Annotated in this window: 19 protein-coding genes and 3 tRNA genes; 14 read left to right on the top strand and 8 right to left on the bottom strand. The window is 39.3% G+C overall.

The features are described 5' to 3' along the window. The first annotated feature begins 47 nt into the window (after positions 1–47). The 6 genes from ACTB0Y_RS14575 (at position 48) to ACTB0Y_RS14550 (ending at position 8599) form a co-directional block, all read left to right on the top strand. Positions 48–2411 (top strand): OmpA family protein, encoded by a 2364-nt coding sequence (locus ACTB0Y_RS14575; protein ID WP_463207566.1) that lies wholly within the window; start codon positions 48–50, stop codon positions 2409–2411. Next, positions 2401–2952 carry a YfiR family protein gene (locus ACTB0Y_RS14570; protein WP_463207565.1) on the top strand — a complete coding sequence of 184 codons (552 nt, stop codon included), beginning with the start codon at positions 2401–2403 and terminating at the stop codon, positions 2950–2952. Before ACTB0Y_RS14575 ends, ACTB0Y_RS14570 begins: the two co-directional genes overlap by 11 nt. Next, positions 2936–5212 (top strand): ATP-binding protein, encoded by a 2277-nt coding sequence (locus tag ACTB0Y_RS14565; protein ID WP_463207564.1) that lies wholly within the window; start codon positions 2936–2938, stop codon positions 5210–5212. Before ACTB0Y_RS14570 ends, ACTB0Y_RS14565 begins: the two co-directional genes overlap by 17 nt. Then, entirely contained in the window at positions 5209–5544 is a 336-nt protein-coding gene (locus tag ACTB0Y_RS14560; RefSeq protein ID WP_463207563.1) for an STAS domain-containing protein, read from the top strand. Before ACTB0Y_RS14565 ends, ACTB0Y_RS14560 begins: the two co-directional genes overlap by 4 nt. A 113-nt stretch (positions 5545–5657) precedes the next feature. Continuing rightward, entirely contained in the window at positions 5658–7700 is a 2043-nt protein-coding gene (uvrB, locus tag ACTB0Y_RS14555) for an excinuclease ABC subunit UvrB (RefSeq protein WP_463207562.1), read from the top strand. Beyond that, positions 7697–8599: a histone deacetylase family protein gene (locus ACTB0Y_RS14550; RefSeq protein WP_463207561.1), complete on the top strand. Its 903-nt coding sequence runs from the start codon at positions 7697–7699 to the stop codon at positions 8597–8599. The genes uvrB and ACTB0Y_RS14550 overlap by 4 nt, the downstream gene beginning before the upstream one ends. Before the next feature lie 274 nt (positions 8600–8873). Here the strand turns inward: ACTB0Y_RS14550 and ACTB0Y_RS14545 are convergent, their stop codons facing one another. Together ACTB0Y_RS14545 and ACTB0Y_RS14540 are read right to left on the bottom strand one after the other, a co-directional pair. Next, positions 8874–9284 carry a secondary thiamine-phosphate synthase enzyme YjbQ gene (locus ACTB0Y_RS14545; protein ID WP_463207560.1) on the bottom strand — a complete coding sequence of 137 codons (411 nt, stop codon included), beginning with the start codon at positions 9282–9284 and terminating at the stop codon, positions 8874–8876. Continuing rightward, positions 9281–10036, bottom strand: coding sequence for a phosphoadenylyl-sulfate reductase (locus ACTB0Y_RS14540; RefSeq protein WP_463207559.1), 756 nt, complete (start codon positions 10034–10036; stop codon positions 9281–9283). The genes ACTB0Y_RS14545 and ACTB0Y_RS14540 overlap by 4 nt, the downstream gene beginning before the upstream one ends. 243 nt (positions 10037–10279) lie before the next feature. Here ACTB0Y_RS14540 and cysD point away from each other — a divergent pair, with 243 nt between their 5' ends. Further along, complete coding sequence (gene cysD, locus ACTB0Y_RS14535; protein ID WP_463207558.1) at positions 10280–11185, top strand: sulfate adenylyltransferase subunit CysD; 906 nt, start codon at positions 10280–10282, stop codon at positions 11183–11185. Positions 11186–11238: 53 nt separating this feature from the next. Continuing rightward, positions 11239–12546: a sulfate adenylyltransferase subunit 1 gene (locus ACTB0Y_RS14530; RefSeq protein WP_463207557.1), complete on the top strand. Its 1308-nt coding sequence runs from the start codon at positions 11239–11241 to the stop codon at positions 12544–12546. 294 nt (positions 12547–12840) lie between these two features. Here ACTB0Y_RS14530 and ACTB0Y_RS14525 read toward each other — a convergent pair whose 3' ends face one another. From ACTB0Y_RS14525 to mnmA, 4 genes are all read right to left on the bottom strand, one after another. Beyond that, the gene (locus ACTB0Y_RS14525) at positions 12841–13428 is read right to left on the bottom strand and encodes an RloB family protein (RefSeq protein ID WP_463207556.1); all 588 of its coding nucleotides are present in this window, start codon (positions 13426–13428) and stop codon (positions 12841–12843) included. Between the two features lie 2 nt (positions 13429–13430). Continuing rightward, positions 13431–14765: an AAA family ATPase gene (locus ACTB0Y_RS14520; protein WP_463207555.1), complete on the bottom strand. Its 1335-nt coding sequence runs from the start codon at positions 14763–14765 to the stop codon at positions 13431–13433. 131 nt (positions 14766–14896) lie between these two features. Next, positions 14897–17482: a beta-mannosidase gene (locus ACTB0Y_RS14515; protein WP_463207554.1), complete on the bottom strand. Its 2586-nt coding sequence runs from the start codon at positions 17480–17482 to the stop codon at positions 14897–14899. Between the two features lie 151 nt (positions 17483–17633). Further along, complete coding sequence (mnmA, locus tag ACTB0Y_RS14510; RefSeq protein WP_463207553.1) at positions 17634–18689, bottom strand: tRNA 2-thiouridine(34) synthase MnmA; 1056 nt, start codon at positions 18687–18689, stop codon at positions 17634–17636. A gap of 98 nt (positions 18690–18787) precedes the next feature. On the opposite strand from mnmA, the gene ACTB0Y_RS14505 reads away from it, so the two are divergent. From ACTB0Y_RS14505 to ACTB0Y_RS14490, 4 genes are all read left to right on the top strand, one after another. Next, a complete protein-coding gene (locus ACTB0Y_RS14505) occupies positions 18788–21316 on the top strand; it encodes a tetratricopeptide repeat protein (RefSeq protein ID WP_463207552.1) in 2529 nt (842 codons plus the stop codon). 13 nt (positions 21317–21329) lie between these two features. Next, complete coding sequence (gene sucD, locus ACTB0Y_RS14500) at positions 21330–22202, top strand: succinate--CoA ligase subunit alpha (protein ID WP_463207551.1); 873 nt, start codon at positions 21330–21332, stop codon at positions 22200–22202. Between the two features lie 134 nt (positions 22203–22336). After that, on the top strand, positions 22337–23608 hold the full coding sequence (locus tag ACTB0Y_RS14495) for a replication-associated recombination protein A (protein WP_463207550.1): 1272 nt from the start codon (positions 22337–22339) through the stop codon (positions 23606–23608). Between the two features lie 122 nt (positions 23609–23730). Further along, positions 23731–23803, top strand: a tRNA-Lys gene (locus tag ACTB0Y_RS14490). 124 nt (positions 23804–23927) lie between these two features. Here ACTB0Y_RS14490 and ACTB0Y_RS14485 read toward each other — a convergent pair. Together ACTB0Y_RS14485 and ACTB0Y_RS14480 are read right to left on the bottom strand one after the other, a co-directional pair. Further along, a tRNA-Leu gene (locus ACTB0Y_RS14485) sits at positions 23928–24011 on the bottom strand. A 5-nt stretch (positions 24012–24016) separates the two neighbouring features. Then, positions 24017–24100: transfer RNA gene (locus ACTB0Y_RS14480), tRNA-Leu, on the bottom strand. Positions 24101–24387: 287 nt separating this feature from the next. Here ACTB0Y_RS14480 and ACTB0Y_RS14475 point away from each other — a divergent pair. Continuing rightward, complete coding sequence (locus ACTB0Y_RS14475) at positions 24388–25281, top strand: bile acid:sodium symporter family protein (RefSeq protein WP_463207549.1); 894 nt, start codon at positions 24388–24390, stop codon at positions 25279–25281. Between the two features lie 618 nt (positions 25282–25899). After that, entirely contained in the window at positions 25900–26109 is a 210-nt protein-coding gene (locus ACTB0Y_RS14470) for a hypothetical protein (RefSeq protein WP_463207548.1), read from the top strand. Positions 26110–26257 lie beyond the last annotated feature (148 nt).

Here is a 26257-nt window from a genome sequence, read left to right as displayed (position 1 = left end):
TTGCATTTAAATATTTAGTGAAAAAACACGATTTTTATATAAAAAAAGTGCAGGTTAAAAATCTACTCATATTATTTTTATTATTGCCGCTTCTGAGTGCAGGCCAGGATGATGTAAATAAACTCCTAAAACTTGGTGAGCAATATTACAATAATGAACAACACCAGGATGCGGTATTTTATTACCTGAAAGCTGATTCCGTTAAGCCTTTAGATGCCTTAGATGCTGCCAATTTGGCCTGGAGCTTAATAAATGTTAAAGACAGGGAGCTGGAGGCCATCCCGTACTTTGAAAAAGCACTGACAACCCGACGGACCAACCACCAACTCATACATAAAAATCTCGGTACCCTTTACCACAAAGTTTTTCAGTTCGACAAAGCCATTGAGCACTTCTCTGCTTATTTGGATAATGCAGGCAGAGATGACCGATTTATTATTTATTGCGAACGCATGCTCGAAACGTGCAACAACGCAAAAGAAATTGTTCAGGCTCGCCAGCAATACGATATAACGCCGCTACCCTACCCGCTTAGTAAGTACAAAACCAAAAGTGTATTTACCACAGTCGATGGACAAATTATTATATTTCAGGATAAAAACAACACGCTATACAAAAGCGAAATATCACAAGGCCGCTTTCAGGAACCCAATAAATTATTCTCACATGGCTATTTAGAAAATGCATCGCTGGTAAGTATATCGCACGACGGGCAAATACTCTATTTCAATCAGGAGGACAAGGGTAACCTCGATTTGTACGAAGCCAACCTTGTTGGTTTAACCATTAAAAAACCCAAATCATTACCTGGTGAAATAAACAGTAAATTTAATGAATATGACTTGACCATTTCGGCAGATGGCACTACGATGTATTTCAGTAGTGACAAACCCGGGGGCTATGGTAAAACTGATATATACAGAATCAACCGCATTAGTGAAAACAACTGGGGCACAGCTGAAAATGTCGGTCCTGAAATCAACACACCTTATTTTGAGCGTGCGCCATTTTTACATGCGAGCGGGAAATATTTTTATTTTGCCTCCACCGGACACGATAATATGGGCGGGTTTGATATTTTTAAAGCTACAAAAACTGATATTTCCTGGGGTAAACCCAAAAACGTGGCCTTTATCAATACCATTTATGACGATCTCTCTTTTTCTCAAACAGGTAACGGGAACCTGGTTGTTTTTAGCCGTCCAAAAGATTTTCAACCTGAGGTTCAGCATCTTTGGAGCGTTAACCTGAGTCAAAATATACCCCTCACCATTGTAAAAGGCACAATTAAGGCCGGTTCACCTTTGACACCTGTAGCCGCTGACATTAAAGTGTATGACCAGGAGACCAAAGAGCGGATGAAATATATTTACAATCCGAACCCTCACACTGGCAAATACCTCATGATTTTCCCTCCAGGTGAAGATTACGATATGATTGTGGAAGCAGAAGGTTTTTTACCACAGTTTATCAACATATTAGTACCGGGACAAAAATACTTTTACGAGCTATTTCAGGAAATCAGGCTTTATTCTATTGAATTAGCCGAAAAAAAAATCGGTGAAAAAGTAGAAATAGAAAATGTGTTTTACGATATCTATCAAACAAACCTTTCAGATTCACTTATAGAAAAATATAAACCCAAACGGGAAAAAAATTACGACCATTTATTAAAAATGGTAGAAGATATTATTAATACCACCGACAGTATTGGCATTGAAAATATTAATGAAATGCGTGAAGCACCGGAGAATTCGCCAAGCGAGCAACAAGAATCGTACGACCATTTAGTAAACCTTATTGAAAATGCTATTTCCAATACCGACAGTGTTAGCTTAGCTTTGCTTGACGAACAAACCGTGGAAAACGAAGAAACCTCAGATATTTACTTTTATTCTTCTAATCAACTACCTCATGAATATTTAGAAAAAACGGTATACGAAGGAGATACACTTTTCACCAAACCCAAACTCAACACGAACAAAGAAACATCGACCCGGAAAACCAGTATTTCATACGATTTCAATTATCGCTCATTAGATTCTGAAGAAAAACGAGTAGTGATGAAAAAGGTTATCTATTTCGATGTTAATGAGGTACAAATAAAAACAAAATACCTTTTCGACATTTCACGAATTACAGATTTGCTGTACAACAACGCTTCTCTCGGAATCGAGATTCATGGATATGCAGATGAACAAGGCTCAGCCAAATATAATGAACAATTATCGAGAAGACGGGCCAATGAAGTCTTCAAAAAGATACAATCGGACCGCATAAAATCAAACCGAATCATTATTGAAGCGCACGGCGAAGAAAAAAAACGTGCATCGCAAAAAAATCTGGACAAATCAAGACGAGTGGATATAATAATTTTTGAACCCATAATGCATTCAGAAATTGAAAAATAGAATAACTAAAATATGGCTAATCATACTTGTATTTGGTGCAGTGAATGCCAATGCGCAAAAATTCACTGAATACGAAGTCAAGGCTGCCTATATTTTCAATTTCACGAAATTCATTAAATGGCCGGCAAGCTCCTTCGACAGCCCCACATCTCCATACGTTTTGGGTATTTATGGAAACGACCCCTTTGGGAGCGTTATTGAGAAAATTATTGGAACAAGGGAATCCAACGACCGCAAATGGATAGTAAAATACTACAGCAGACCGCAACAAATCAAACAATGCCATATTTTATTCATAACAGATATCAGTCAAAGCGAACTGCGAAACCTGATTATGCATCTTGAAGATAAGCCAATTCTGACGGTAGGTGATGAAATCAATAATTTCTGCCAGCAAGGCGGAATTATAAATTTCACACCCCAAAAATCGCCCAAACGGTTTGAAATAAATAACAAGGCTGCAAAAAATGCACAATTATCTATAAGCTCTAAATTGCTGATGCTCTCAAAAATCATCACAACCGATGAAATTAAATTTTAATAATTTCTCCATAAAAGTAAAAATTGTGAGCATAATCCTGCTGATTACTACCATTGCACTGGTAATGGCAGGAACTATATTTTTTGCTTATGATAAAAAACAATTCGAAAAACGTACAGTAAATGACCTCAATATTCTTGCTGAAGTTATTGGTGACAATAGTACGGCAGCCATTACCTACAAAGACACCGAAACAGCCAAAGAAATATTGAACTCCCTTGGCGCTGAGAAACAAATAAAAAATGCATTCGTCATTATTGAAAACAACGATACCCTGGCGGCATATAACAGAGACAGCAGTATTGTAAAAAGGCCCATAAAAACTACAAAAGACACTAACTACTTCGACAAAAACGACCTCTTTCTGCAAAAAAGCATTTTACTTAATAAAGACACCATTGGCCGCATTTCTATCCGCTCCGGACTGGAAGAATACAAGCAAAGAGTCTCTGATTTTTTCAACATCATAGCCATCATTTTACTAACCGCACTGGGTATTGCTATGCTGCTTGCTATAAAATTACAACAACTCATCAGCCGCCCTATTATGTCACTTGCAGAAGCCATGGAACATGTTTCGAAAAAGAAAGACTTTTCAATCAGGTTAAAGGAGAAAGGCAAAGATGAAATAAACGAATTAATAAGTGGTTTCAATACCATGCTGTCGCAAATTCATAAACAGAATACAGCTTTGCAACTGGCCAAAGAACAAGCAGAGCGTTCTGTGAAAATCAAAGAAAAGTTCCTGGCCAATATGTCGCATGAAATTCGCACACCAATGAATGGAATTGTAGGCATGGCCAAATTACTCAAAGACACCACCCTTGATGAGGAACAAACAGCATACCTAGACAGCATTAATGCCTCCGCCGCTACGTTGCTTGTAATAATCAACGATATACTGGACTTTTCTAAAATAGAAGCCGGTAAAATTGAGTTTGACAAAGGCAATTTCAACCTCAAAGAACTAATAGACAGGCTATACAAAACTTTTGAGGTTAAAACAAAAGAGAAAGACATTAATTTTTCTACTAAAATAGACGACACACTTCCTGAATTTATCAATGGTGACCAGGTAAGGCTAAATCAAATTTTAAATAATTTACTTAGCAATGCAGTAAAATTTACAGAAGAAGGTCAAATAAAATTATCGGTACGGGTTATTAATCGCGATCCGGAAACAGTAACCCTTCTGTTTTCTGTAAAAGATTCCGGTATAGGTATCGCTGGTGAAAAATTAAAAGATATATTCAACTCTTTTCAGCAAGAAACAAGCTCAACAACCCGAAAATACGGAGGATCCGGGCTGGGCCTCACCATTTCGCGTCAACTCGTTGAGCTACAGGGAGGTAAAATGTCTGTGCAAAGCAAAAAACACGCAGGAAGCACCTTTTCATTTCATTTAACCTTCAACATTCCCCCTCGCTCAGCAATCGAAAAAGAGTTTCACTCAAGCAAAGCAGAACAGGAAGAATTGTTCGAAAAAACCAACTTCATTCCTTCAAAGCTACACATATTACTCGCAGAAGATAACATAATAAATCAGACCTTCGCCATTACAATTTTAAAGAAAAACGGGTTTAATACAGAAGTGGCAAATAATGGAAATGAAGTGTTGACCTTACTAGAGGAAAAGCGTTTTGATGTGATCCTGATGGATTTGCACATGCCCGAAAAAGATGGCTACGAAACCACAAATATCATCCGCAATATGGATGCACCATACAGCCATATCCCAATTATTGCGGTAACAGCTGCGGCGATAAAAGGAGAAAAAGAGCGATGCTTTAACGAAGGGATGGACGCTTATATTTCAAAACCTTACGACCCGGAAGAATTAATTGATAAAATTGCTAAGGCTGTGGGAACAGTCAATAAAGAAAACAAGCAAGCCGATGTAGATACGATAAAACTGACACATACAAACCTGGATTATATTAAATCTGCTGCTGGCAACGATCAAAACCTTATTAATGAATTTATTGCCATTTTCGTTAAACAAGTGCCTGATTTTAAAGACGATTTTAACAAATTATTGGAAGAGCGCTCATTAGAAAAAATGGCGAAAGTAGCACACACAGCAAAAAGTTCTGTGGCCATGATGGGTATGAAAAAACTGGCCAATAGCATGAAAGCTCTTGAATTGCTGGCAAAAGAAGGCAAAAATATTGTTGAAATTGAGAAACTTATTCGTAAATTTGAAAAGCAGGCTGAAAAAGCAAAACAGGAATTGGAAGAATATTTAAAACAGAATCAATGATATCATCAAGGGTAGAAAACAACATTGTAATTGCCAAAATATCAGACGACACAAAGCTTAATGTGTTAAACGCTGAAGAAATAAAAAATTCATTAACATTACTGCTGCGGGATTACGACCGGCTCATCCTTAACCTTGAAGACGTAATATTTATAGATAGTACAGGTTTTGGGACCCTGATAACCATTTTTAAACGTGCCCGGGAAAACGACAAAACATTTAAAATTTGCAGTGTTAGTCCGGAAGCCCTCGAGCTTATGAAAATTACTAAGCTGGATAATATTTTTGAGCTTCACGATAATGTAGAACAATGCCTGGATTCTTTCGACTAGACCAGAAAACGCATTTTACACAACAATTAGATTATCACTTCTCACACGGCAAGGTTTTTGAAACCATTCACTGCTATGTTGGCATTATGAGCTAACAGCAAAAATTTCAATGAATGAAGTTTAAGATAAAAGCCCCATATATTCCTACAGGAGACCAGCCGGAAGCCATAGAACAACTCTCGCAAGGTGTGCTGGATGACACTAAACACCAAACACTACTTGGCGTCACAGGTTCCGGTAAAACCTTTAGCATGGCTAATGTGATAGAGAAAGTGCAGCGCCCAACGCTTATTCTTAGTCACAATAAAACCCTGGCAGCTCAGTTGTATAGTGAATTTAAAAGTTTCTTCCCTGACAATGCCGTTGAATACTTTGTTTCGTATTATGATTACTACCAACCCGAAGCATATATACCCGTTACCGATACCTACATTGAAAAAGACCTGATGATTAACGACGAAATAGAGAAACTTCGGTTAAGTACAACTTCTGCACTACTGAGTGGCAGGCGCGATGTACTTGTTGTTTCATCTGTTTCATGCCTTTACGGTATTGGGAACCCTGATGATTTCAATGAAAACGTGATAAATCTGCGCACCGGAATGCAAATTGCACGCAATAAATTCCTGCGCGACCTTGTAGGTAGTCTATACAGCCGCAACGATGTTGATTTCAGCCGTGGAAAATTCAGAGTGAACGGCGATACCATTGATGTATGGATTGCTTATGGCGAAGTGGCCTTTAAAATTGAATTCTGGGGCGATGAAATTGACAAAATTACCACATTCGACCCCGTCACCAACGAAGTGCTGGATGAGCCGGAAGAAGCTACAATATACCCTGCCAATATATTCGTAACATCTCCAAACAGAATAAAAACTGCAGTTCAGCACATTGAACAGGATATGTTTAAGCAGGTGGCATATTTCAAAGAAATAGGCAAAAACCTCGAAGCCAAACGACTGCAAGACAGGGTAACCTACGATCTGGAAATGATTAGAGAACTTGGCCATTGCCCGGGCATTGAAAATTATTCCCGTTATTTCGATGGGCGGGCGGCCGGAACAAGACCATTTTGTCTGCTGGATTATTTCCCCGACGACTTCCTGGTTTTTGTTGATGAAAGCCACGTAAGCATATCACAAATAAAGGCCATGTATGGTGGCGACCATTCCAGAAAACTCACACTTGTAGAGCATGGTTTCAGACTTCCCTCAGCCTTAGATAACAGGCCACTTAAAATAGATGAATTCGAATCTATCGTTAACCAATTAATTTACGTAAGCGCCACACCAGCTGATTACGAATTGGAGAAAAGCGAGGGCATTATTGCCGAACAGGTAATAAGACCCACAGGACTGCTCGACCCGCGCATTGAGGTACGTCCCAGTGGCAACCAGATTGATGACCTCATTGAAGAGGTTAATGACCGTGCCCAACGCGATGAGCGGATACTTGTGACAACCCTCACCAAGCGTATGGCAGAGGAATTGACCAAATATTTCACCAAACTCCGTATCAAAACCCGATATATTCACTCCGACATTGATACCCTCGAACGGGTCGAAATTATGAGCGAACTAAGAGCAGGCCGGTTTGATGTGCTTGTGGGTGTGAACCTGCTCCGCGAGGGACTCGATTTGCCAGAAGTTTCCCTGGTAGCCATACTCGATGCCGATAAAGAAGGCTTTTTACGCTCTGAAAGATCACTCACCCAAACCGCTGGCCGTGCAGCGCGAAATGTCAACGGCTTGGTAATTATGTATGCCGATAAAGTGACCAACTCCATGCAAAAAACCATTGATGAAACCGAGCGCCGGCGTCTGAAGCAAATCAGCTACAACGAGGAACATGGAATCACACCTCAGCCACTTAATAAAGCACGACTGGAAACCATTTCCGATACTTTGGCTAAAAAAGATGGTACCGCCATAGAAAAAAGACCTTACATTCCACCCGAAGAACCCATGAGCGAAGTGGCCGAAAAAGCATACGATTACATGACACTCCCGGCACTGGAAACATCCATTAAAGAAGCCAGAAAAAACATGGAAAAAATGGCTGCTGATCTAAATTTTGTTGAAGCAGCACGCTACCGGGACCAAATGCAGAAACTGGAAGAAATCCATAAAAAGAAAAAAGCGTTACAGGAATGATTCACATCTTTTTTGATGACAATTACCACCTCGAACTTCCACCCGGACATAGGTTTCCAATGGACAAATACCGGCTTACCAAAGCACAATTGATATATGAAGGAACCTTTACAGAAAATAATTTTGTATCACCAAAACCCGCCAACCACACACAGCTGGAGGCTGTTCACGACAGTTCATACATCAAAAAGTTAGAAAAAGGAAACCTTAGCCGCCACGAAATACGCCGTTCCGGATTTCCATACAGCAAAGCACTCATTGACAGAGAAAAAAGCATTACGGGCGGCACCATTCAGGCTACTTATAAAGCAATAAAAAATGGTGTGGCATTTAACCTTGCCGGAGGCACGCATCACGCCTACCCCGACCATGCTGAAGGCTTCTGCATTTTTAACGATAATGCTGTGGCTGCTTCAGATTACCTGAACCAATATCCCCAAAACCAAATTTTGGTTGTTGATTTGGATGTACACCAGGGCAATGGCACAGCCCATATTTTCAAAAATGAACCAAGGGTATTTACCTTTAGCGTGCATGGCGAAAAAAACTATCCCATGCACAAAGAAAAATCAGACCTGGACATACCCCTCGCCGATACGACAACTGACAACCAGTATCTTGAAATTGTGCAAAAACACCTGCTAAACCTCATCGATAAGGTCAAACCTGACTTTATTTACTTTCAATCAGGCGTCGATATATTGGTAAATGATAAACTTGGAAAAGTAAGCATCAGCATGGCAGCCTGCCGCGAGCGCGATATGATTGTTTTCGAAACCCTTTACACCAAAGGTATTCCTGTGGCTGTATCGATGGGTGGCGGCTATGCCGACCGCCTGCGCGATATTGTAGAAGCCCATTGCAACACCTATCGCGTGGCGAAGCATTTGTATGAGTAAAAATCAAAGACGAGATAAATCCACTTGAAAATACTTAATTCTGTATTGGCCTTCCTAAGAGAAACATTCACAAGGGAGCAATTAACCTCAACTTAACCACTCAACCAACCTTCCACGCCCCAAAAGGGACAGCTAGCTTTAACCCACGGGCAACACCCTGGGTACATCGCCCAACGCAGAAGCATCGCCGCGTTTGAAAGCAATTACCTCCCAAACCGCAAATTATCGGCGAAACCCCCAATCACCTCTTCAACTCAATTACCCAACCAACTTCCTAACTAAAAACCGTAGCTGTAACTTTTCTGTGTCCGCCCCTGTTTCTGAATTCACAGAGATAAATACCCTGCCAGGTACCCATATCAAGTTTACCATTGCGTATGGGAATAGTAACCTCGTTACCCACAAGGCTGGTTTTGATGTGTGCAGGCATATCATCAGATCCTTCCATGGTATGTGTAAAGTCAGGGAAATTCTCAGGTATCATATGGTTGAAAAAAGTCTCAAAATCGTCCCTGACCGAAGGGTCGGCATTCTCATTTATGGTGAGGCCGGCTGAAGTATGTCGCAAAAACAGGTGTAAAAGCCCCTGTTCAGGTAATTCACCGAGGGCTTGTTGCACTTGCCCTGTAATGAGATGAAATCCACGCCCTCCTCCACTTACGGTAAATTCTTTTGATTGTATCATTTCTTATCAATTTTATTAAAATCAAACGATACATCTGTTTTTAAATCTTCCTGCACATGCAAACCGCACTCTTTGTGTTCGGGATCTTCCCACCACCAACGCCCGGCACGCACATCCTCGTCAGGCTTAACTGCTCTTGTGCATGGCTGGCAACCAATGCTTCGATATCCCTGGTCATGTAGTTTATGATATGGTACATGGTTTACAGTAATATAATCCCAAACTTCGTCTTCTTTCCAGTCTATGATTGGATTAATTTTCACCAGGCCATTGGCCTCATCCCACTCTACCTTTTGCACGCCTTTTCGTGTAATGGATTGCGCTCGTCTGAGACCGCTTATCCAGGCCTTTCTGCCTTTAAAAGCACGTTTAAGCGGTTCAATTTTTCTGATGTGACAACACAATTTTCTATTTTCCACAGAATGATAAAATAGATTAACCCCTTTATTATTCACCATTTCCTCAACCTGCTCATAGTCTGGAAAGTAAACCTTTATTTTGGTTTTATAAAAGTCATTGGTTTTATCTATCAATTCATAGGTCTCTGGAAAAAGCCGCCCAGTATCGAGGGTAAACACATCAATCGATGGATCCTGTTTCATCAACATATCCGTAAGTACCTGATCTTCTGCCCCCATGCTACTCGACAACACCAGTTCGTCACCAAATCTTTCAATTGCCCAGCTTAATGTTTCGCGGGCATCGGCTTTTGCCAATTTTTTATTTACGCTTTCGAGTTCTTTTCTTTCCATAATTAATGCATATATCGTGGCTGTTATAAACCACTAAAATTGTAAGAAAAAAAAATTTTACCAAAAGATTTTTTTATCAAAAATTACAATTCTTACAGGTATTGGTTTTTAATTGATTTAAGTCAGGACAAAATTACTCAATTCCTAAAATTTACGCTAATTCAGGCAGGAATTTTCGCCATACACATTTTTTTTTTACTTTTGTGGATCTTAAATCAGCCATAGTTACAATTAAAAAGACTTATGGAAAAATACGCAGTAAAACACTTAAGGGAGTTAGAGGCAGAATCGATTTTTGTAATCCGTGAAGTAGTAGCGCAGTTTGACCGGCCGGCGATGCTCTTTTCCGGTGGAAAAGATTCTATTGTCATGTTTCATTTAGCACGAAAAGCATTTTGGCCGGCACGGGTACCATTCCCGTTGATGCACATCGATACAGGGCACAATTTCGACGAAACCATTGAGTTTCGGGACAGATTGGCAAAAGAAACGGGCACCAAAATGTTGGTAAAATATGTTCAGGATACTATTGATGCAGGTAAAGTTGTTGAAGAAACAGGATACGATGCCAGCCGCAACGTATTACAAACAGCGACGTTACTTGATGGTATCGAGGAAGAAAAAATAGATGCAGCCATGGGTGGCGGAAGAAGAGACGAAGAAAAAGCCCGGGCCAAAGAACGTTTTTTCTCACATCGTGACGATTTCGGACAGTGGGACCCCAAAAACCAGCGACCGGAATTATGGAACCTTTTTAACGGTAGAAAAAATATGGGTGAACATTTTAGAGTTTTCCCTATCAGCAACTGGACAGAAATGGATGTTTGGCAATATATTTTACTCGAGAATATTGAAATTCCAAGCATTTATTTTACACATAAACGCAGAGTTTTCAATCGCGATGGTGTTTGGCTTGCCGAAGCGCCATTTATGAAATTAAGAGACTCAGAAAAAATAGAAGAAAAAGAAGTACGCTGTCGCACAATTGGTGATATCACCAATACCGGCCTCACCGAATCCAAAGCCAGAACCCTGGAAGAAATTGTACAGGAAGTAGCTGCAACACGCACAACAGAGCGTGGAGCCAGGGCTGATGATAAGCGCTCGGAAGCCGCCATGGAAGACAGAAAAAAGGATGGATACTTCTAGAAGCAATCCGCAGGAGGAATGTAAGTTTAATTTTAACAGTTGAATGAAACACCATGAAAGACGAAAATTACAGCACCCAATCGCAGTCGACAGAAGGTTATCTTGATATGGAACTGCTGCGCTTTACCACAGCGGGCAGTGTAGACGATGGGAAAAGCACACTGATTGGACGCTTACTTTACGATAGTAAATCTATTTTCGAAGATCAGCTAAACTCTATTGAAGAAGCCAGCGAACGCATGGGTAGCTTAGATACTAACCTTGCGCTGCTCACAGACGGACTTCGGGCAGAACGCGAACAAGGCATCACGATCGATGTAGCTTACAGGTATTTTGCTACACCCAAACGGAAGTTTATCATTGCCGACACACCCGGCCACATCCAATATACACGTAACATGGTTACCGGGGCCTCAACAGCCAATGCCGCAATCGTGCTGATTGATGCGCGAAACGGCGTGCTTGAGCAAACCAAAAGACATGCTTTTATTGCAAGCCTGTTACAAATACCTCACGTACTACTCTGTGTAAATAAAATGGATTTGGTAGATTTTTCACAGGAGCGTTACGAAGAAATAAAAGCCGATTTTCAGAAAATAGCAGATAAACTCAGTATTCCGGATATCAACTTTATCCCCATGAGTGCCAAGGACGGTGATAACGTAGTAACACGTTCTGAAAATATGACCTGGTACGAAGGGCCAACATTGCTCACCTTACTCGAAACACTTAAAATAACCAGCGATAAAAATTACAAAGATAAAAGATTGCCCGTACAATACGTGATACGTCCACAACGGGATGAATACCACGATTACAGAGGTTATGCCGGTCGTGTAGCAGGTGGTGTTTTCAGAAAAGGCGACAAAGTAGCCATCATGCCATCAGGTATTGAATCAACCGTTAAAGGCATATCTATTTATGACAAACAATTGGATGAAGCATACCCACCACTTTCTGTAGCTATTGAACTCGAAGATGATATTGACATCAGCCGGGGCGATATGATTGTTGATGCAAATAACAAAACCCACTGCACACAGGAAATGGATTTGATGATGACCTGGATGAGCGAAAAACCAATGGCTCCGGGTGGTAAATACATTCTCAAACATACCAGCAATGAGGTAAAATGTAAAATTACCAACATCAAGTACCGACTCGATATTAACAAGTTGGAAATTATGGACGAAGGTGTTGCTTTCGGACTAAACGACATTGGACGCATCACCATTAAAACGACTAAACCACTGAGCTGGGATCCCTATAATCGGAATAGAATAACCGGTAGCCTGACTCTGATTGAAGAAGGTACAAACAACACTGTTGGAGCAGGAATGCTAATCGACCCTGAAAAATAGTAAGATATAACACAAACTCACAAATAGGCTGTCTTTCGGGATAGCCTTTTTTTGCTTCGAACGTTGGGCTGTATGCAGTCGGCAGGGGCGCTCAACCCGTTATGATTGAGTCAGGCCAAAAGCGGGTGACACGACCAAACGAATTGTTGAATATGCTATGGAGGCCCTGCTGCCGTATTATAGCTTTATTGGCACTTCATTATATTTATATCAACTTTTCAACAAGTTTGCCTACACTTGTTCCAAGTTCATTTATCAGTATCTGATTATTTGTTGGTAATTCATTTGCTCGTTCTATTGCTTTTTCAATGCCAGAAAGAAATTTATTAAAAGGTAATTTATTTTTATTATAGCCATCCAGTCGTAAGGACAGTTCTTTTTCAAGGAAACGCTTTTTACTTTTAGGCCCTTTTTTGGATTCTCCAATAAGATTGCTTTATCGTAGTCTGATACTGGACAAAGGTGTAACAACAGCCAAAACTCAAAGGTTGGATTAGACAAAGCTAAGTTAAAATTTTCCTTTTTACATCTTTCAATAATTGCTAATAGTTGTTTTTCTGATACATTCTGTTTGTCACGGTCAATAACCATCCATAATTCATTTGACTCGAGTCCATAAGCTTGCCATTTCTCTTTTCTTTCATCAAGGAGGTTAATCACATGATTAGGATGGCTTTTTGTATCTGTTTCATCTATTTTCTCTAAACGTTCAATTTTTATTAAGTCTTTTGTACTCTCTAAATCATATAGACCATCAAAATATTGTTCCTCTGTTTTTCCTTCACCTGCAATGGATATTAAATATACAGATTTTGCCTGTTTGCTTTCAGATTCAACTGGCCTTTCGCCAAAAGTATTTCTTACTCTTAATCTACCGGGCATGTTTAGAATTTTAAGTTCTTGAAGCTTTTGAAGATTGGAATAGCACCATAACGTCCTAATAAATAATCTTTATTAACAATTTTGTCATTTCTTACTTTAAATTCATCTAGTGAATATAAATGAGATTGATTATTTTGTTTCTCCATGAACCAAATTTCATCTCGTCGTAAAAGTTCTAAATCTAGTAAAAGTGATTCGTGTGTTGTAGCTATTAATTGGCTTTCGTTTTCTTTGGTCGCGTTAAGGAACAATTCAAAGATACCATAGGTAAGCTTGGAATGTAAGCTTCTATCCAATTCATCGATAATAAAAACGGAATCTGTTTGTTTTAATTCGTGCAAGGCCGGGATAAAATCAAATAGACGTTGAGTTCCATCAGATTCATCTTCAATGTCAAAAACAACAGACTGACCATCATTTGTATAATGTTCTAATCCTATTTTTTTTATTTTATATTCATTTTGATTATTTTTTTTGAGACTATATGTTATTCCGTTTATTTCGAAAATTATAGCTTTTGTTTTCAAAATATTTTTTGTCAAGTCCTCTTTTATTTTCTGTGGAATATCGAAGTTATCTAAATCGATTTCTTCTGATGTAACATTGTTAATTCCCGTTTTAAAGACATTTAAAAAACTATTAAATGTTTCAGACATTTCATTATCATCACCAATGAAATTTAAGCCAGAAAACTTTGATTTAGGAAATAATACTGTAAGTTTTTTATTAAACCAGTTGAAAACGTCTTTAAAGACTTTTAATTCAGAAAAATCATCAATGCTTTTACGGTTCATTTCACTCAAAAAAAGTAGGTTGTTAGCATCTTTAAAGTCCTCCCTGTATACCTCAAATCTGGTTTTAGCTTTTGAACTAAGTTGTAAACCTATTTCAATGTCATGTTTTCCTTCATTATTGCGAATTCTTTCAAATATTTTGTTTTCTTTTTTGCGACCTATTTCATATAACCATTCTTCGATGATTTCATTATTGTCTAATTTTAAAGCAAAACCATAAGAATAAAATTTTTCATTAACTTTTATTTCATAATTAAATATAGTTGGCTTTTTAATATTTTTTTTGTCTAATCTGAAATGACAATTTACTGGACTTAGGTTTTCAATTCCTTTTGTAATAACTTGACTTGAAAAATCAATTGCTTTTACAAGATTTGATTTGCCTGATGCATTGGCACCGTATATAACACCAGATTTGAGAATATTTAATCCATCACCTTTGATTATATGGGATGGCAATCTTCTTTCCTTATTTGCGATTAATGAGAATTCAATTCTTTTATTAAAAGACAGAAAATTCTCAGCATTGAATCTTATTAGCATAGTTTATGTCTATATTTTAAGGCAAAGTAACGAAAAAATCTCAAAACTACCATTATGTTTTTAAAATGAATGCCAACTTGAAAACATCGGTGCCACTTTAGCTATACAAAATAGCGTTCGTAATTTCGAAGTTAATCGACGGATATATCATCAATTATTCCATTTACGTTTTTAAAACCAATTGAAGATTCCAGGCGTTTAAAATCAACTTTGGTTTTAATTTCTATTTCATAAGTCCTGTTGGGAAGCATATCGACAAAATTCTCTGAAAAGCTCACATCGTACGGTATAAAACTAAAATACATAGAACGAATGAATACCGGAGAGGTAACTTCCATTAGAGCACCATTTTTGTTTTCTGACAATTCATAGGAAAACTGCGATTTGGGCAATTTTAAGCGTTTATCATCAACAAAAGTAAAAACCGATTCGTGCCATCCTTCACTATCCTTATATTCAACATAAATGAACATTGTATTCGGATCAAAACCGTGAAATAATTCCTGCTCAAACCTAACTATTGTGTTTGAGTCGTTGCGTACCAGAACTTCATCAGCATATTCATGAACAATTTCTCCGTAAAAATCCATTACGGTAAGTTTATAGCGCACTTCCGTTGTTTCCTTGTTGTCGTTGACCACCGTCAGGCGAAAAGGTTTCTCAAGCGTGTCGGCAAACAAGGCAACAGGTCTGAACGATTTTTTTATGGCGTAATATGCGGCTTTCTTTTTACCGTAAAAATCAATCATAGACCACGATACAGCCGGCCAGCAGTCATTCAACTGCCACATAAGCGAGCCCATGCAATATGGTTTGAGTTTTCGGTGAGTACTTATGGCACTTTCCATGGCCCTTGCCTGAAGCAATTGAGTTAAAAAAGCGTAATTATTGAATGTGGTTTTTGAAGTGTAGTTAGTATCAAGATAATGCAGGAGCCGAGCGTTGCCGCCTGTGGATTTTTGGTGGTTCATAAAACCCCTGGAATGTAAATTAAAATCAGCCTCTCGCATAAACAAACCAAGTGATGAAAGCGACGGAATTGATTGAAACCCGTATTCAGACATAAAACGCCCTGAATTGGACGCATAATCCTTAAACGGGGCTTTTCCCCACCAAACCATCCAGTAATGCCGGTCTCCCGATGTATCGGATTTTGGCATACCGGGAGCAGATTGCGGCGATGATGACCAATAAGGCCGCTGAGGATCTTCAGTGGCCAAAACATCCGGTATCAAACCATGAAACAATGAATCATAAGTGTGATATATTCTTTGTGCAACTTCTGCTCCCTGCTCCCGAATAACGCGCTTTTCCCATCCCCAGTTATTCCAGGCCGATATTACCTCGTTGTTGCCACACCACATTACAATTGAAGGATGATTTTTCAGCCGGTTCACGTTATATTTAACTTCTTGTTTCACATGCTCAAAATATCCCTTGTAATCGGGCACCATGCTACAGGCAAACATAAAATCCTGCCACACCATCAAACCAAGGGAATCGCATAAATGGTAAAAGTAGTCGCTTTGGTAAATACCTCCGCCCCAAACGCGAATCATATTCATATTTGCATCCACGGTTTTCATCAACAAGCTTCGCAAATCAGCGTTTGTAACCTCTGAAGGCATTATGTTTAACGGCACCATGTTGGCACCTCTTGCAAATACAGGCTGATCATTAATTTTAAAATAAAAGGAAGCTCCCGTGCTATCACTATCCTGAACCAACTCAACCGTTCTTACACCAAATCTTGCAGTTCTTTCTCGCGATTCTCCTGTATTCCACTGTAGTTTTGCCTCTGCAGAGTACATATTTTGTGCTCCATAGCCACGCGGCCACCAAAAGTCCGGATCATCGATCTTCATATTAAAGCGGTGCAGCGAAATTCCTTGAGGAACATTGATTTTAAAATTGCGATCACTTTCCCCCTTTATTTTCAGTTTAAGTTCACTATTGGGGAATCGCTTTGATGCGTATATTTTTACTTCAAAATTCACAACAGCACTGTCTTCGTGTACACTTTGCTGTTGTACAGAAATATGCTGAATATTTGCAGCATGCCGTTTTTCGAAACGCACAGGTCGCCAAATGCCCATGGTCAGAATACGGGGAGCAAAATCCCACCCAAACTGTACAGGTGCTTTTCGTGCAAAAACGCTAATTCGCTTACCCGGAATGCCTCCGAGCGTATCATTATCGTTGGCAGAAACCGGCAAATTATAATTGAGTTGATTATAATATTTCAAAGTAGCCTCCACAGGTGATTGAAAATAAATTTTGAGCGTATTTTTTCCATTCTTGAGCAATGAATCGACCCTTACAGATTTGCCAACAAACATATTTTCCGTAACCCAAATCAATGAGTCATTCAGGTAAACTTTTGCATAAGTGTCAAGTCCCTCAAGAGTCAGCCACCCTTGTTCTCCATTCAATTGGTTACGATGAAACGGAAATTCCTTTTTAAATACCCAGTCATTTTTGTCAACCCACTGAATATTTTTTTCATTGTCGCGGTAAAAGGGCGGATCAATTAATTGATGTGCTCTCAAATTTGCCTGTACGCTACCGGGAACTTTGGCTGAGCGCCAAACGGAGTCTTTTACGTTTTTAAAAAACCACCCGGAACTCATGTCAGGCCAGGTAAATTGCTGCTCTTTACATCCTTGAAACAAGGTGCTCAAAACAATCAGTATTACAATTGAGCTGTAACGAACCATGCTTTTTGCTGTCCAAATTAGTAAAAAAAGCAATACCTTCCTCAATTCTTAAACATAATGATTTCAAGAATGAATTACTTGTTTTTATCTTTTACAGCTTGTTGGCCAGATAAAAATATTGCCTTTGAATGATTTGGTTATCAATAGTATCTTATTCAGCCACTTCATCAATATAACCACCTCCCACCAACATATTGTCAATATAAATTGCTGCTGTTTGTCCGGGAGCAACAGCCCACTCCGGCTGACATAAATTTATACAAATCCTTTCTCCTTCGGCGATTAAAAACCCGGTAGCTTTTTGGCTGCGGTACCGTATTTTGATCTCTACTTCCGTATTTTTAAAAACTTCCGGTTTATGAATTGACCAATCTCTCAAATAAAATTTACGACTCCACAAACTATTGGGGTGAGATAAAACAACCTGGTTTGTAGCAGGCTTAATAGATTTCACAAATCGCTTTCCCGGCATTTTAAGGCCCAACCCCTTGCGTTGGCTAATGGTATAAAACATATATCCGTCATGTCTGCCCAGCACCTCTCCTTCTTCTGATAAAAAATTTCCTTTTCCGGGTATCTCATTCGCTTTCAACATATTTTTCAGGGTGTGACGATAATTTTTTCCGGTAAAACAGGGACCCGTGCTCTCTTTCTGACCTGAAAAACGCTCAAAACCATTTTTCTCTGCTATTTCTTTAACGGCTGCCTTATGCATTGCTCCCAGGGGCAACTCCAAATGTTTAAGCTGATCGGGCGATAGATTCCACAGAAAAAAACTTTGATCTTTTTCTTGATCTACTCCTTTCGCAATAAAGCACTGACCATCAACTTGCACTATTCTAGCGTAATGGCCGGTTGACACACGATCTGCTCCAATATGCTGTGCGTATTTAAACAAATATGGCCACTTGATATGCTGATTACAAAAAACACAGGGATTCGGTGTTTCGCCGGAGAAATAACCATTTTTAAAATAATCCAACACTTGAGTAAAAGCCTGCCTGATATCTACAAATTCGTGATTGATATTAATTTTTGAAGCCGCCATTTTTACATTTTCCTGAAAAGGCTTATTCAATTGTGCATTTGTAAAAATAAAAGTAACAGCATAAACATCGTACCCCTTTTCCTTGAGCAGTAAACAGGTCACCAAACTATCAACTCCTCCACTAAAACCCACAACAATTTTTAACTTAGAGCTTAACATGCCGCTACCATTTAGTATATTTTCAGTATCTTAGTTTTACGAAAGCAAAAAATATAATACGATTGTATCAAAACCCAAAAATAAACGTATTTTCGGAAATGAAACAATTTCTGCTCATCCTTATACTTGCTGTTGCGAAATTGGTTCCGGCACAAAATGCAGATAGTCTGAATCAATTGTTCCTGGACGCCGACAAACCCCAAAAGTTCAAACATGCCTATGTTCTTGCCAACTATTGGTATGATCAAAAAAATGACTCAGCGCTGTATTTTCTCGATTACATTATCAACAAAAAACCAAAAAATGTAAAAGATACAATCAAGGCCAATGCACTTAAACTTAAAGGTAACCTGCATATTTTTGAACGCCAATACCAAAAAGCTGAACAACATTACAAAGCGGCACTCGAAATTTACAGGGAAACGAACCATTTGAAAGGAATTGACGCAGTGCTTAACAATCTCGGTATCGTAATGTTGCGCCTGCACAAACACGATGAAGCCATTGGCTTGCTTCAAGAAAGCATTAAAAATGCTAAAAAAAAGGATGACCTGTTATCCGTGGCCAAAACCTATCACAACATGGGCTACATTTATGAGCTTAAAATGGATTATGAAAAAGCACTCGAATTCTATTTAAAAGCGTTGCATATAAAACGAAATTTCAATGACTCTTCCTCCGTATCATCAACACTGAACAATATTGGTAATATTTATGCCAATTACGAAGACTACCAAAAAGCTGAAGAATATTACCGGCAGTCATTAGCTATTAGTAGATACCTAAAAGATTCTACAGACATTGCGATGAGGTATTACAACCTGGCCAGGAACTATAAACAGCGGAATAATTATGAACAAAGCATGGAATATTTTTTGGCAGCACTTAAAATTTATGAGTTGCTGGAACTGCCAAAAGATGTTAGTAAAGTTTATAACGCACTGGGAAATTTATACAGCAGGTGGCAAAAATATGAAGATGCAGTAAAACACTATGAAAAAGCCTTGCAATACCTTGAACAAAAAGAAGATCCAACAAAAATAGCGAGAATTTATAATAACCTGGCTGATACTTACGACATGCTCGGTAATATTAGTCAGGCAGAAACATACTATCAAAAATCTAGGAACCATTTTCGCGAAACCAAACTATTCAAAGAGTTAATTACGGTAAATATTAACTATGCTAAATTTTTAATAAATCGCAGATCTTATGAAGAAGCAAGAAAGCTACTGGCCCAAACCATACAAATGGCCAAACAAAAAGACAATATGTATCTTATGTCAACTGCACTCGTAGCCTACAGCCAGCTTTTTTATGCCAAAAGACAATACCGCACAGCAATCAATATTCTCAATGAAGCAAGCAAAAAAGCCCGGCAAACCAATTCTTTTAAACTAAAACAAAGAATTTATCTGGAATACTACAAAAATTTCAAAAAGCTAAGACAGTACCGATATGCACTCAACTATTACGAGCGCTACCAAAATATGAAAGACTCCGTTTTTACACAGGAGACCTTAAAAAATATGGCAGAACTAGAAAAGCAATACCAACTAAAACAAAAAGAAAAAGAGATTTTATTACTATCATCAAGGAACAAACTAAAAGAACTTGAAAATACTGCCCAGCAAATAAAACTCAAGAACGTAACCATTGTTCGTAATTTTGCCATCGGAAGTGGCTTCCTTTTGCTTTTGTTAGTAGTGATCAGTTTTTACGCATTTCTGTCCAAAAAAAGAGCCAATAAAAAACTAACGCTTTACAATGCTGAAATAATAGAACAAAAGGAAGAAATTCAATCTCAAAATGATGAAATTGCTGCACAACTCAAGCAAATCGAAAAACAAAACCATGAGTTAGAAGTTCAGCAAAGCAACATTACAGCCAGCATTACATATGCCCAGTATATTCAAAGAAGTATTTTTCCAGCCGACGATTTTTTCACCGGGCACTTTAAGGAACACTTCATTTTTTACCAACCTAAAAACATTGTAAGCGGAGATTTTTATTTTGGCGAAAACACCAATGAAAGCATTTACCTCGCTGCTATAGACTGTACCGGACACGGTGTTCCGGGTGCCTTTATGAGTATGTTGGGCTATAATGCTTTGCGCTCCGCAGTGCTCGAAAAACATATCAGTAACCCGGCAGATATACTGGATCATATCGATGCACACATCAAAGAAGCCACGCATTCATCACCTGAAATTGAAGGTAGTGGCATGGACATAGTTTTATTAAAAATAGATAAAAATCTCAGGGAAATGCAAATCAGCGGAGCCAAACGCCCCTTAATTATTTTCAGAGATGGCGAGCTCATTGAAATTGCAGGCACCAAACGTTCTGTTGGCAAAACAATGCATAAAAACCAGAAAGAATTTACCACCAAAAAATGGACACTCGAAACTAATGACACGCTATACCTTTTTACTGATGGTATTGTAGATCAGTTTGGAGGCCCACAAACTAAAAAATTTAAGGCTGTGCAGTTAAAAAACACTTTATCTGAAATACAAAACATGGAATTATCTGTACAGAAAAATATATTAATTCGTACATTTGATGAATGGAAAGGCCAAAATGAACAAATCGACGATATTTTGGTATTAGGTATTAAGATATAAACAAATAACACTTATGAGCGTACTGATCAACGAAAAATCCAAAGTACTGGTGCAGGGATTTACCGGTAGTGAAGGCAGTTTTCATGCCCAACAAATGATTGATTACGGAACCAATGTAGTGGGTGGTGTAACACCCGGAAAAGGTGGAGAAACCCATCTTGGTAAGCCTGTTTTCAATACGGTAGAGGAAGGTAAAAAAGCTACAGGAGCAAATGTTTCTATTATTTTTGTACCACCTGCATTTGCAGCCGACGCCATAATGGAAGCAACGGACGCAGGAATTGAGCTCATTGTAACCATTACCGAAGGCATACCTACCAGCGACATGGTAAAGGTAAAAGAATACATGGACGGCAAATCGTCGAGGTTGGTTGGACCTAATTGTCCGGGAGTTATTTCGCCGGGAATGGGCAAAGTGGGCATTATGCCGGGCTTTATCCATACGCACGGCACCATAGGTATTGTATCCCGCTCAGGAACACTTACTTACGAAGCCGTAGACCAGGTTACCAAAGCAGGTTTAGGCCAATCGACATGTATCGGTATCGGCGGAGATCCTATTGTTGGTACATCTACGCTCGACGCGGTAAAACTGCTTATGGAAGATGAAGGTACAGACGGTATTATTATGATTGGAGAGATTGGTGGTAACATGGAAGCAGAAGCCGCACAATGGATTAAAGCACACGGAAAAAAACCTGTAGTGGGCTTCATTGCAGGCCAAACAGCACCTAAGGGACGCAGAATGGGCCATGCCGGAGCCATTATTGGTGGAAAAAACGATACAGCCGAAGCCAAAATGAAAATTATGGAAGAAAGCGGCATTCACGTTGTAAAATCCCCGGCACACCTGGGAGAAACAATGGCTAAAGCACTTAAAAACTAAGTAAATAAACCAATTCAACTTTAAAACAAGGGCAAAACGGTGTCCTTGTTTTTTTTTATGCTTAATTCCGTCAAAAAAATCATAAAAAGTCTGGAGTATTCACCGGGCAAACCTATTTTTGTTAAAAAAATAATATGCAACCACTTGCAGAGCGTTTACGTCCCAAAACCATAGATGAATATATTGGACAGGAGCATTTGGTAGGCGAAGGCTCCGTACTGAGACAACACATCACCAATGGCCGCATCCCCTCCATGATTTTGTGGGGACCTCCCGGCGTGGGGAAAACAACATTGGCAAGAATTATCAGCAACCAGCTCGACAGGCCATTTTATACCTTAAGTGCAGTCTCAAGCGGGGTAAAAGATGTGCGAAAAGCCATAGAACAGGCCAGAAATGCCCAAATGTTTAATAATGATGGCGCTATTCTTTTTATAGACGAAATACACCGTTTCAGTAAATCACAGCAAGATTCTTTACTTGGAGCCGTAGAAGAAGGAATTATTAAGCTCATAGGCGCCACTACCGAAAATCCATCTTTTGAAGTCATCACACCCTTACTCTCGCGCTGTCAGGTCTATGTACTCAAACCCCTCGACGAGGAGCAATTGGATATATTGACTCAAAAAGCCATCACAGAAGATGCTGAAATGCAGAATCGCAAATTTGAAATATCGCAAAAAACAGCGCTGTTTAGGTACTCCGGAGGCGATGCTCGTAAATTATACAATATTATTGAACTCCTGGCCAATAATACGGACACAGATCCTGTAATAATCGATGACAAACGGGTAACAGAAGTATTACAGGCCACCACAGCACAGTACGACAAACAAGGCGAACAGCATTACGATATCATTTCTGCATTCATAAAATCAGTGAGAGGAAGTGACCCAAATGCTGCAGTTTATTGGTTGGCACGCATGCTCGAGGGCGGTGAAGATGTAAAATTTATTGCCCGTCGATTGGTAATTCTGGCGTCTGAGGATATTGGCTTGGCCAACCCCAATGCCTTATTGATGGCCAATGCATGTTTCGATACTGTGCACAAACTAGGAATGCCTGAAGCTCGCATACCGCTCTCCGAAGCAACCATTTATTTGGCCAATTCTGCAAAAAGCAACAGTGCCTATACGGCCATTGACGAAGCCCTGGCCCTGGTACGCCAAACAGGCGACCTGCCGGTGCCTTTACATTTGCGCAATGCTCCAACAAAGTTGATGAAAGAACTCAACTACGGTAAATCGTACAAGTACAGTCACGATTTCCAAAATAACTTCACAGATCAGCAATATCTGCCGGATCAGTTGGACGGTCGCGTTATCTATAGCCCCCAGCAAAACAACCAGGAGTTAAAAACAAAAGAGCATTTAATACAGCGATGGAAAAAGCGATATAAATATTAGTGATAGTATATTAAAAATCAAATGGTGACAGAGCTTACAGAAAAAAATACAGAAATTTCACCGCAATATCTTTGTTGATTCAACGGAACCCTTTATATTTGCACCCGCTTTGACACCCAACCGACTCAGTAGCTCAGTTGGTAGAGCACATCCCTTTTAAGGATGGGGTCCTGGGTTCGAGACCCAGCTGAGTCACAAAAATGCGATAATCTTTTGATTGTCGCATTTTTTTTGCTGAAATCAACAAAAGAAATATAAAAAAAGCCTTGCAAGATTGATTTTTGCAAGGCTTTGTCAACTTTTGTAAGTTTTTTATCTGTGCCCAGAACAGGAATCGAACCTGCACTCTCTTGCGAGAACTAGTCCCTGAAACTAGCGCGTCTACCAATTCCGCCATCTGGGCGCCTGTGCCCGGAACAGGAATCGAACCTGCACCCACTTACGTGGACATGGCCCTCAACCATGCGCGTCTACCTATTCCGCCATCCGGGCTGTTTTTAGCGGATGCAAATATAATGTATATTTTTCATGAGCCAAAACCATTATATTGATTTTTTTAGCTAAAACCACAACTATATTGCATGCTCAAAAACTGTTGTTCGGGCAATTTTAAATAATAACATGATTTACAATAATTTCCGGTAAAAAAAGTATGTTACAATGTGCCAGAAACAAAACGAGCATTCAGAAATATCAAATTATATGTGAGAGTTATTGCAGGTATAAACATCACAACTCAAGAATATGTGCTAACTTTGTAGTTTGTATTTTTATCTGATATGAGAGAACTTTTCTCCGAATATGCTTTACCCGCCACACTTGCCATAATTATGGGCGGCATGGGTTTATCGCTGGAATTTAAAGACTTCAGGCAAATTTTTATTAGGCCAAGGCCTATCCTTACCGGTCTTTTTAGCCAGATGATACTTTTACCCCTGATTGCATTTTTACTGGTAGGATTCACCAATCTCGATCCATATATTAAAGTCGGTTTTATATTGATAGCAGCCTGCCCCGGAGGCACAGCATCGAACCTGGTGACGCACCTTTTAAAGGGAAACCTGGCCCTGTGTGTATCGCTATCTTCGCTCAATAGTCTGCTCATATTGTTTACCCTACCGCTCTATGTAAACATTGCACTGCAAATTTTTGTAGGCACCTCGGCCGAAATTCATCTGCCCTTTTCATCGACCATGCGCGAAGTGTTTTTTGTAATTGCCATACCGGTATTCACCGGCATGCTCATTCGTTGGTGGAAAAAAGAGATGGCCATAAAACTCGAAAAGCCACTGCGCTATGTAATGACATTGCTATTATTAGCCGTATTCGTTGTTGTCATATTTTTTGAAGAACAGGAAAAAGCCGCGCAAATTAAAGATTACATTGACATTCTTCCCTGGGCACTGGCCCTTAATGTGGGTTCTATGATTGCTGGTTTTCTGGTGGGTATGGGTCTGAAAACAGGTTATAAAAACAGCTATACCATCAGTATTGAAGTAGGACTGCAAAACAGTGCCCTGGCCATATTTGTGGCCAAATCGTTATTGGAGAACAATACCATGGCCGTGGTGGCAGTTATTTACAGCTCGTTTACCTTCTTTACAACAGCTTTTATAGGCTGGCTCCTGAAACAATACGTTTTCAACCGCTACGTGGTAAAAAGAAACCAATAAAAAAGTGGTATAAGATCTTCTTCTGTCGGGAGCCTGACGCGGCCTCAAGGAGAAGGAACGCTTCGTTATATCACCTCATCCTGGCCTTCTCCTGAGAGGAGAAGGGACGCTTCGATCAGGTTGTATTACAGAATATTAACCTAATTACAGGTAATTTCGTTCGTTTTGGTGCTCATGGCCGTAGCGTAGAAATTCTGTACAGGCTGCGCGTTGGGAGTCCGCTCCTTTAGGGAAGCCAGTGAGGGTGCGGGGTGAGCAAAAAGAGAGAGCCCACTTATAGAAGCCTCTTTTATAACTTTGTGTGTTATTTCAATGGACACGATCTAAAAGCTCGCGCCAACGGAGAATCGATACAGTAGTTCGTTGAGTTGCTCTTAGCGTTTGGATAAGAGGGAATCGAAACAGTAGTTCGTTGAGTGGCATTGAGGGTGAGGTTGTGGGGAATCGAAACGAACGGCCATTTCCGTCGGGCTACACATTAGAACACGTGGGACATCGGGAGGGATTTCCTTCAATTGCAACTTTACGTTGCCTTATTCGTTTAATTGTAATAGGTATAAAAGAAAAAAATAATGAAAGCGTGATGGGAAAATACAACTTTACTTTATTTTTGTAAATATGGAAAAAATAATTCTTCATTTAAAAGACAGTAGTAAGTTATCTTTTCTTATTCAGCTTATCAATCAACTTGATTTTGTCGAAGTTGAAGAGGTGAATAAAAAGAAAGCTTCCACAAAGTATGATTTTTTCAATTCTGCCGGGTTATGGGCCAATAGGGATATTAATGCTAAAGAACTCAGAAAACAGGCATGGAACAGGACAAAATAATACTTTGCGATACAGATGTTATCATAGAATTTTACCGGAACAACGCGGATATTATTTCAAATCTCAAAGAAATTGGACAAGAGAACATAGGAGTTAGCACAATTACTGTTGGCGAATTATTTTACGGTGCAATTAACAAAAAAGAACT

This window comes from Salinivirga sp., from assembly GCF_055145285.1.
The sequence above is the reverse complement of the archived record's forward strand: the minus strand, read 5'-3'. Positions and strand labels throughout refer to the sequence as shown.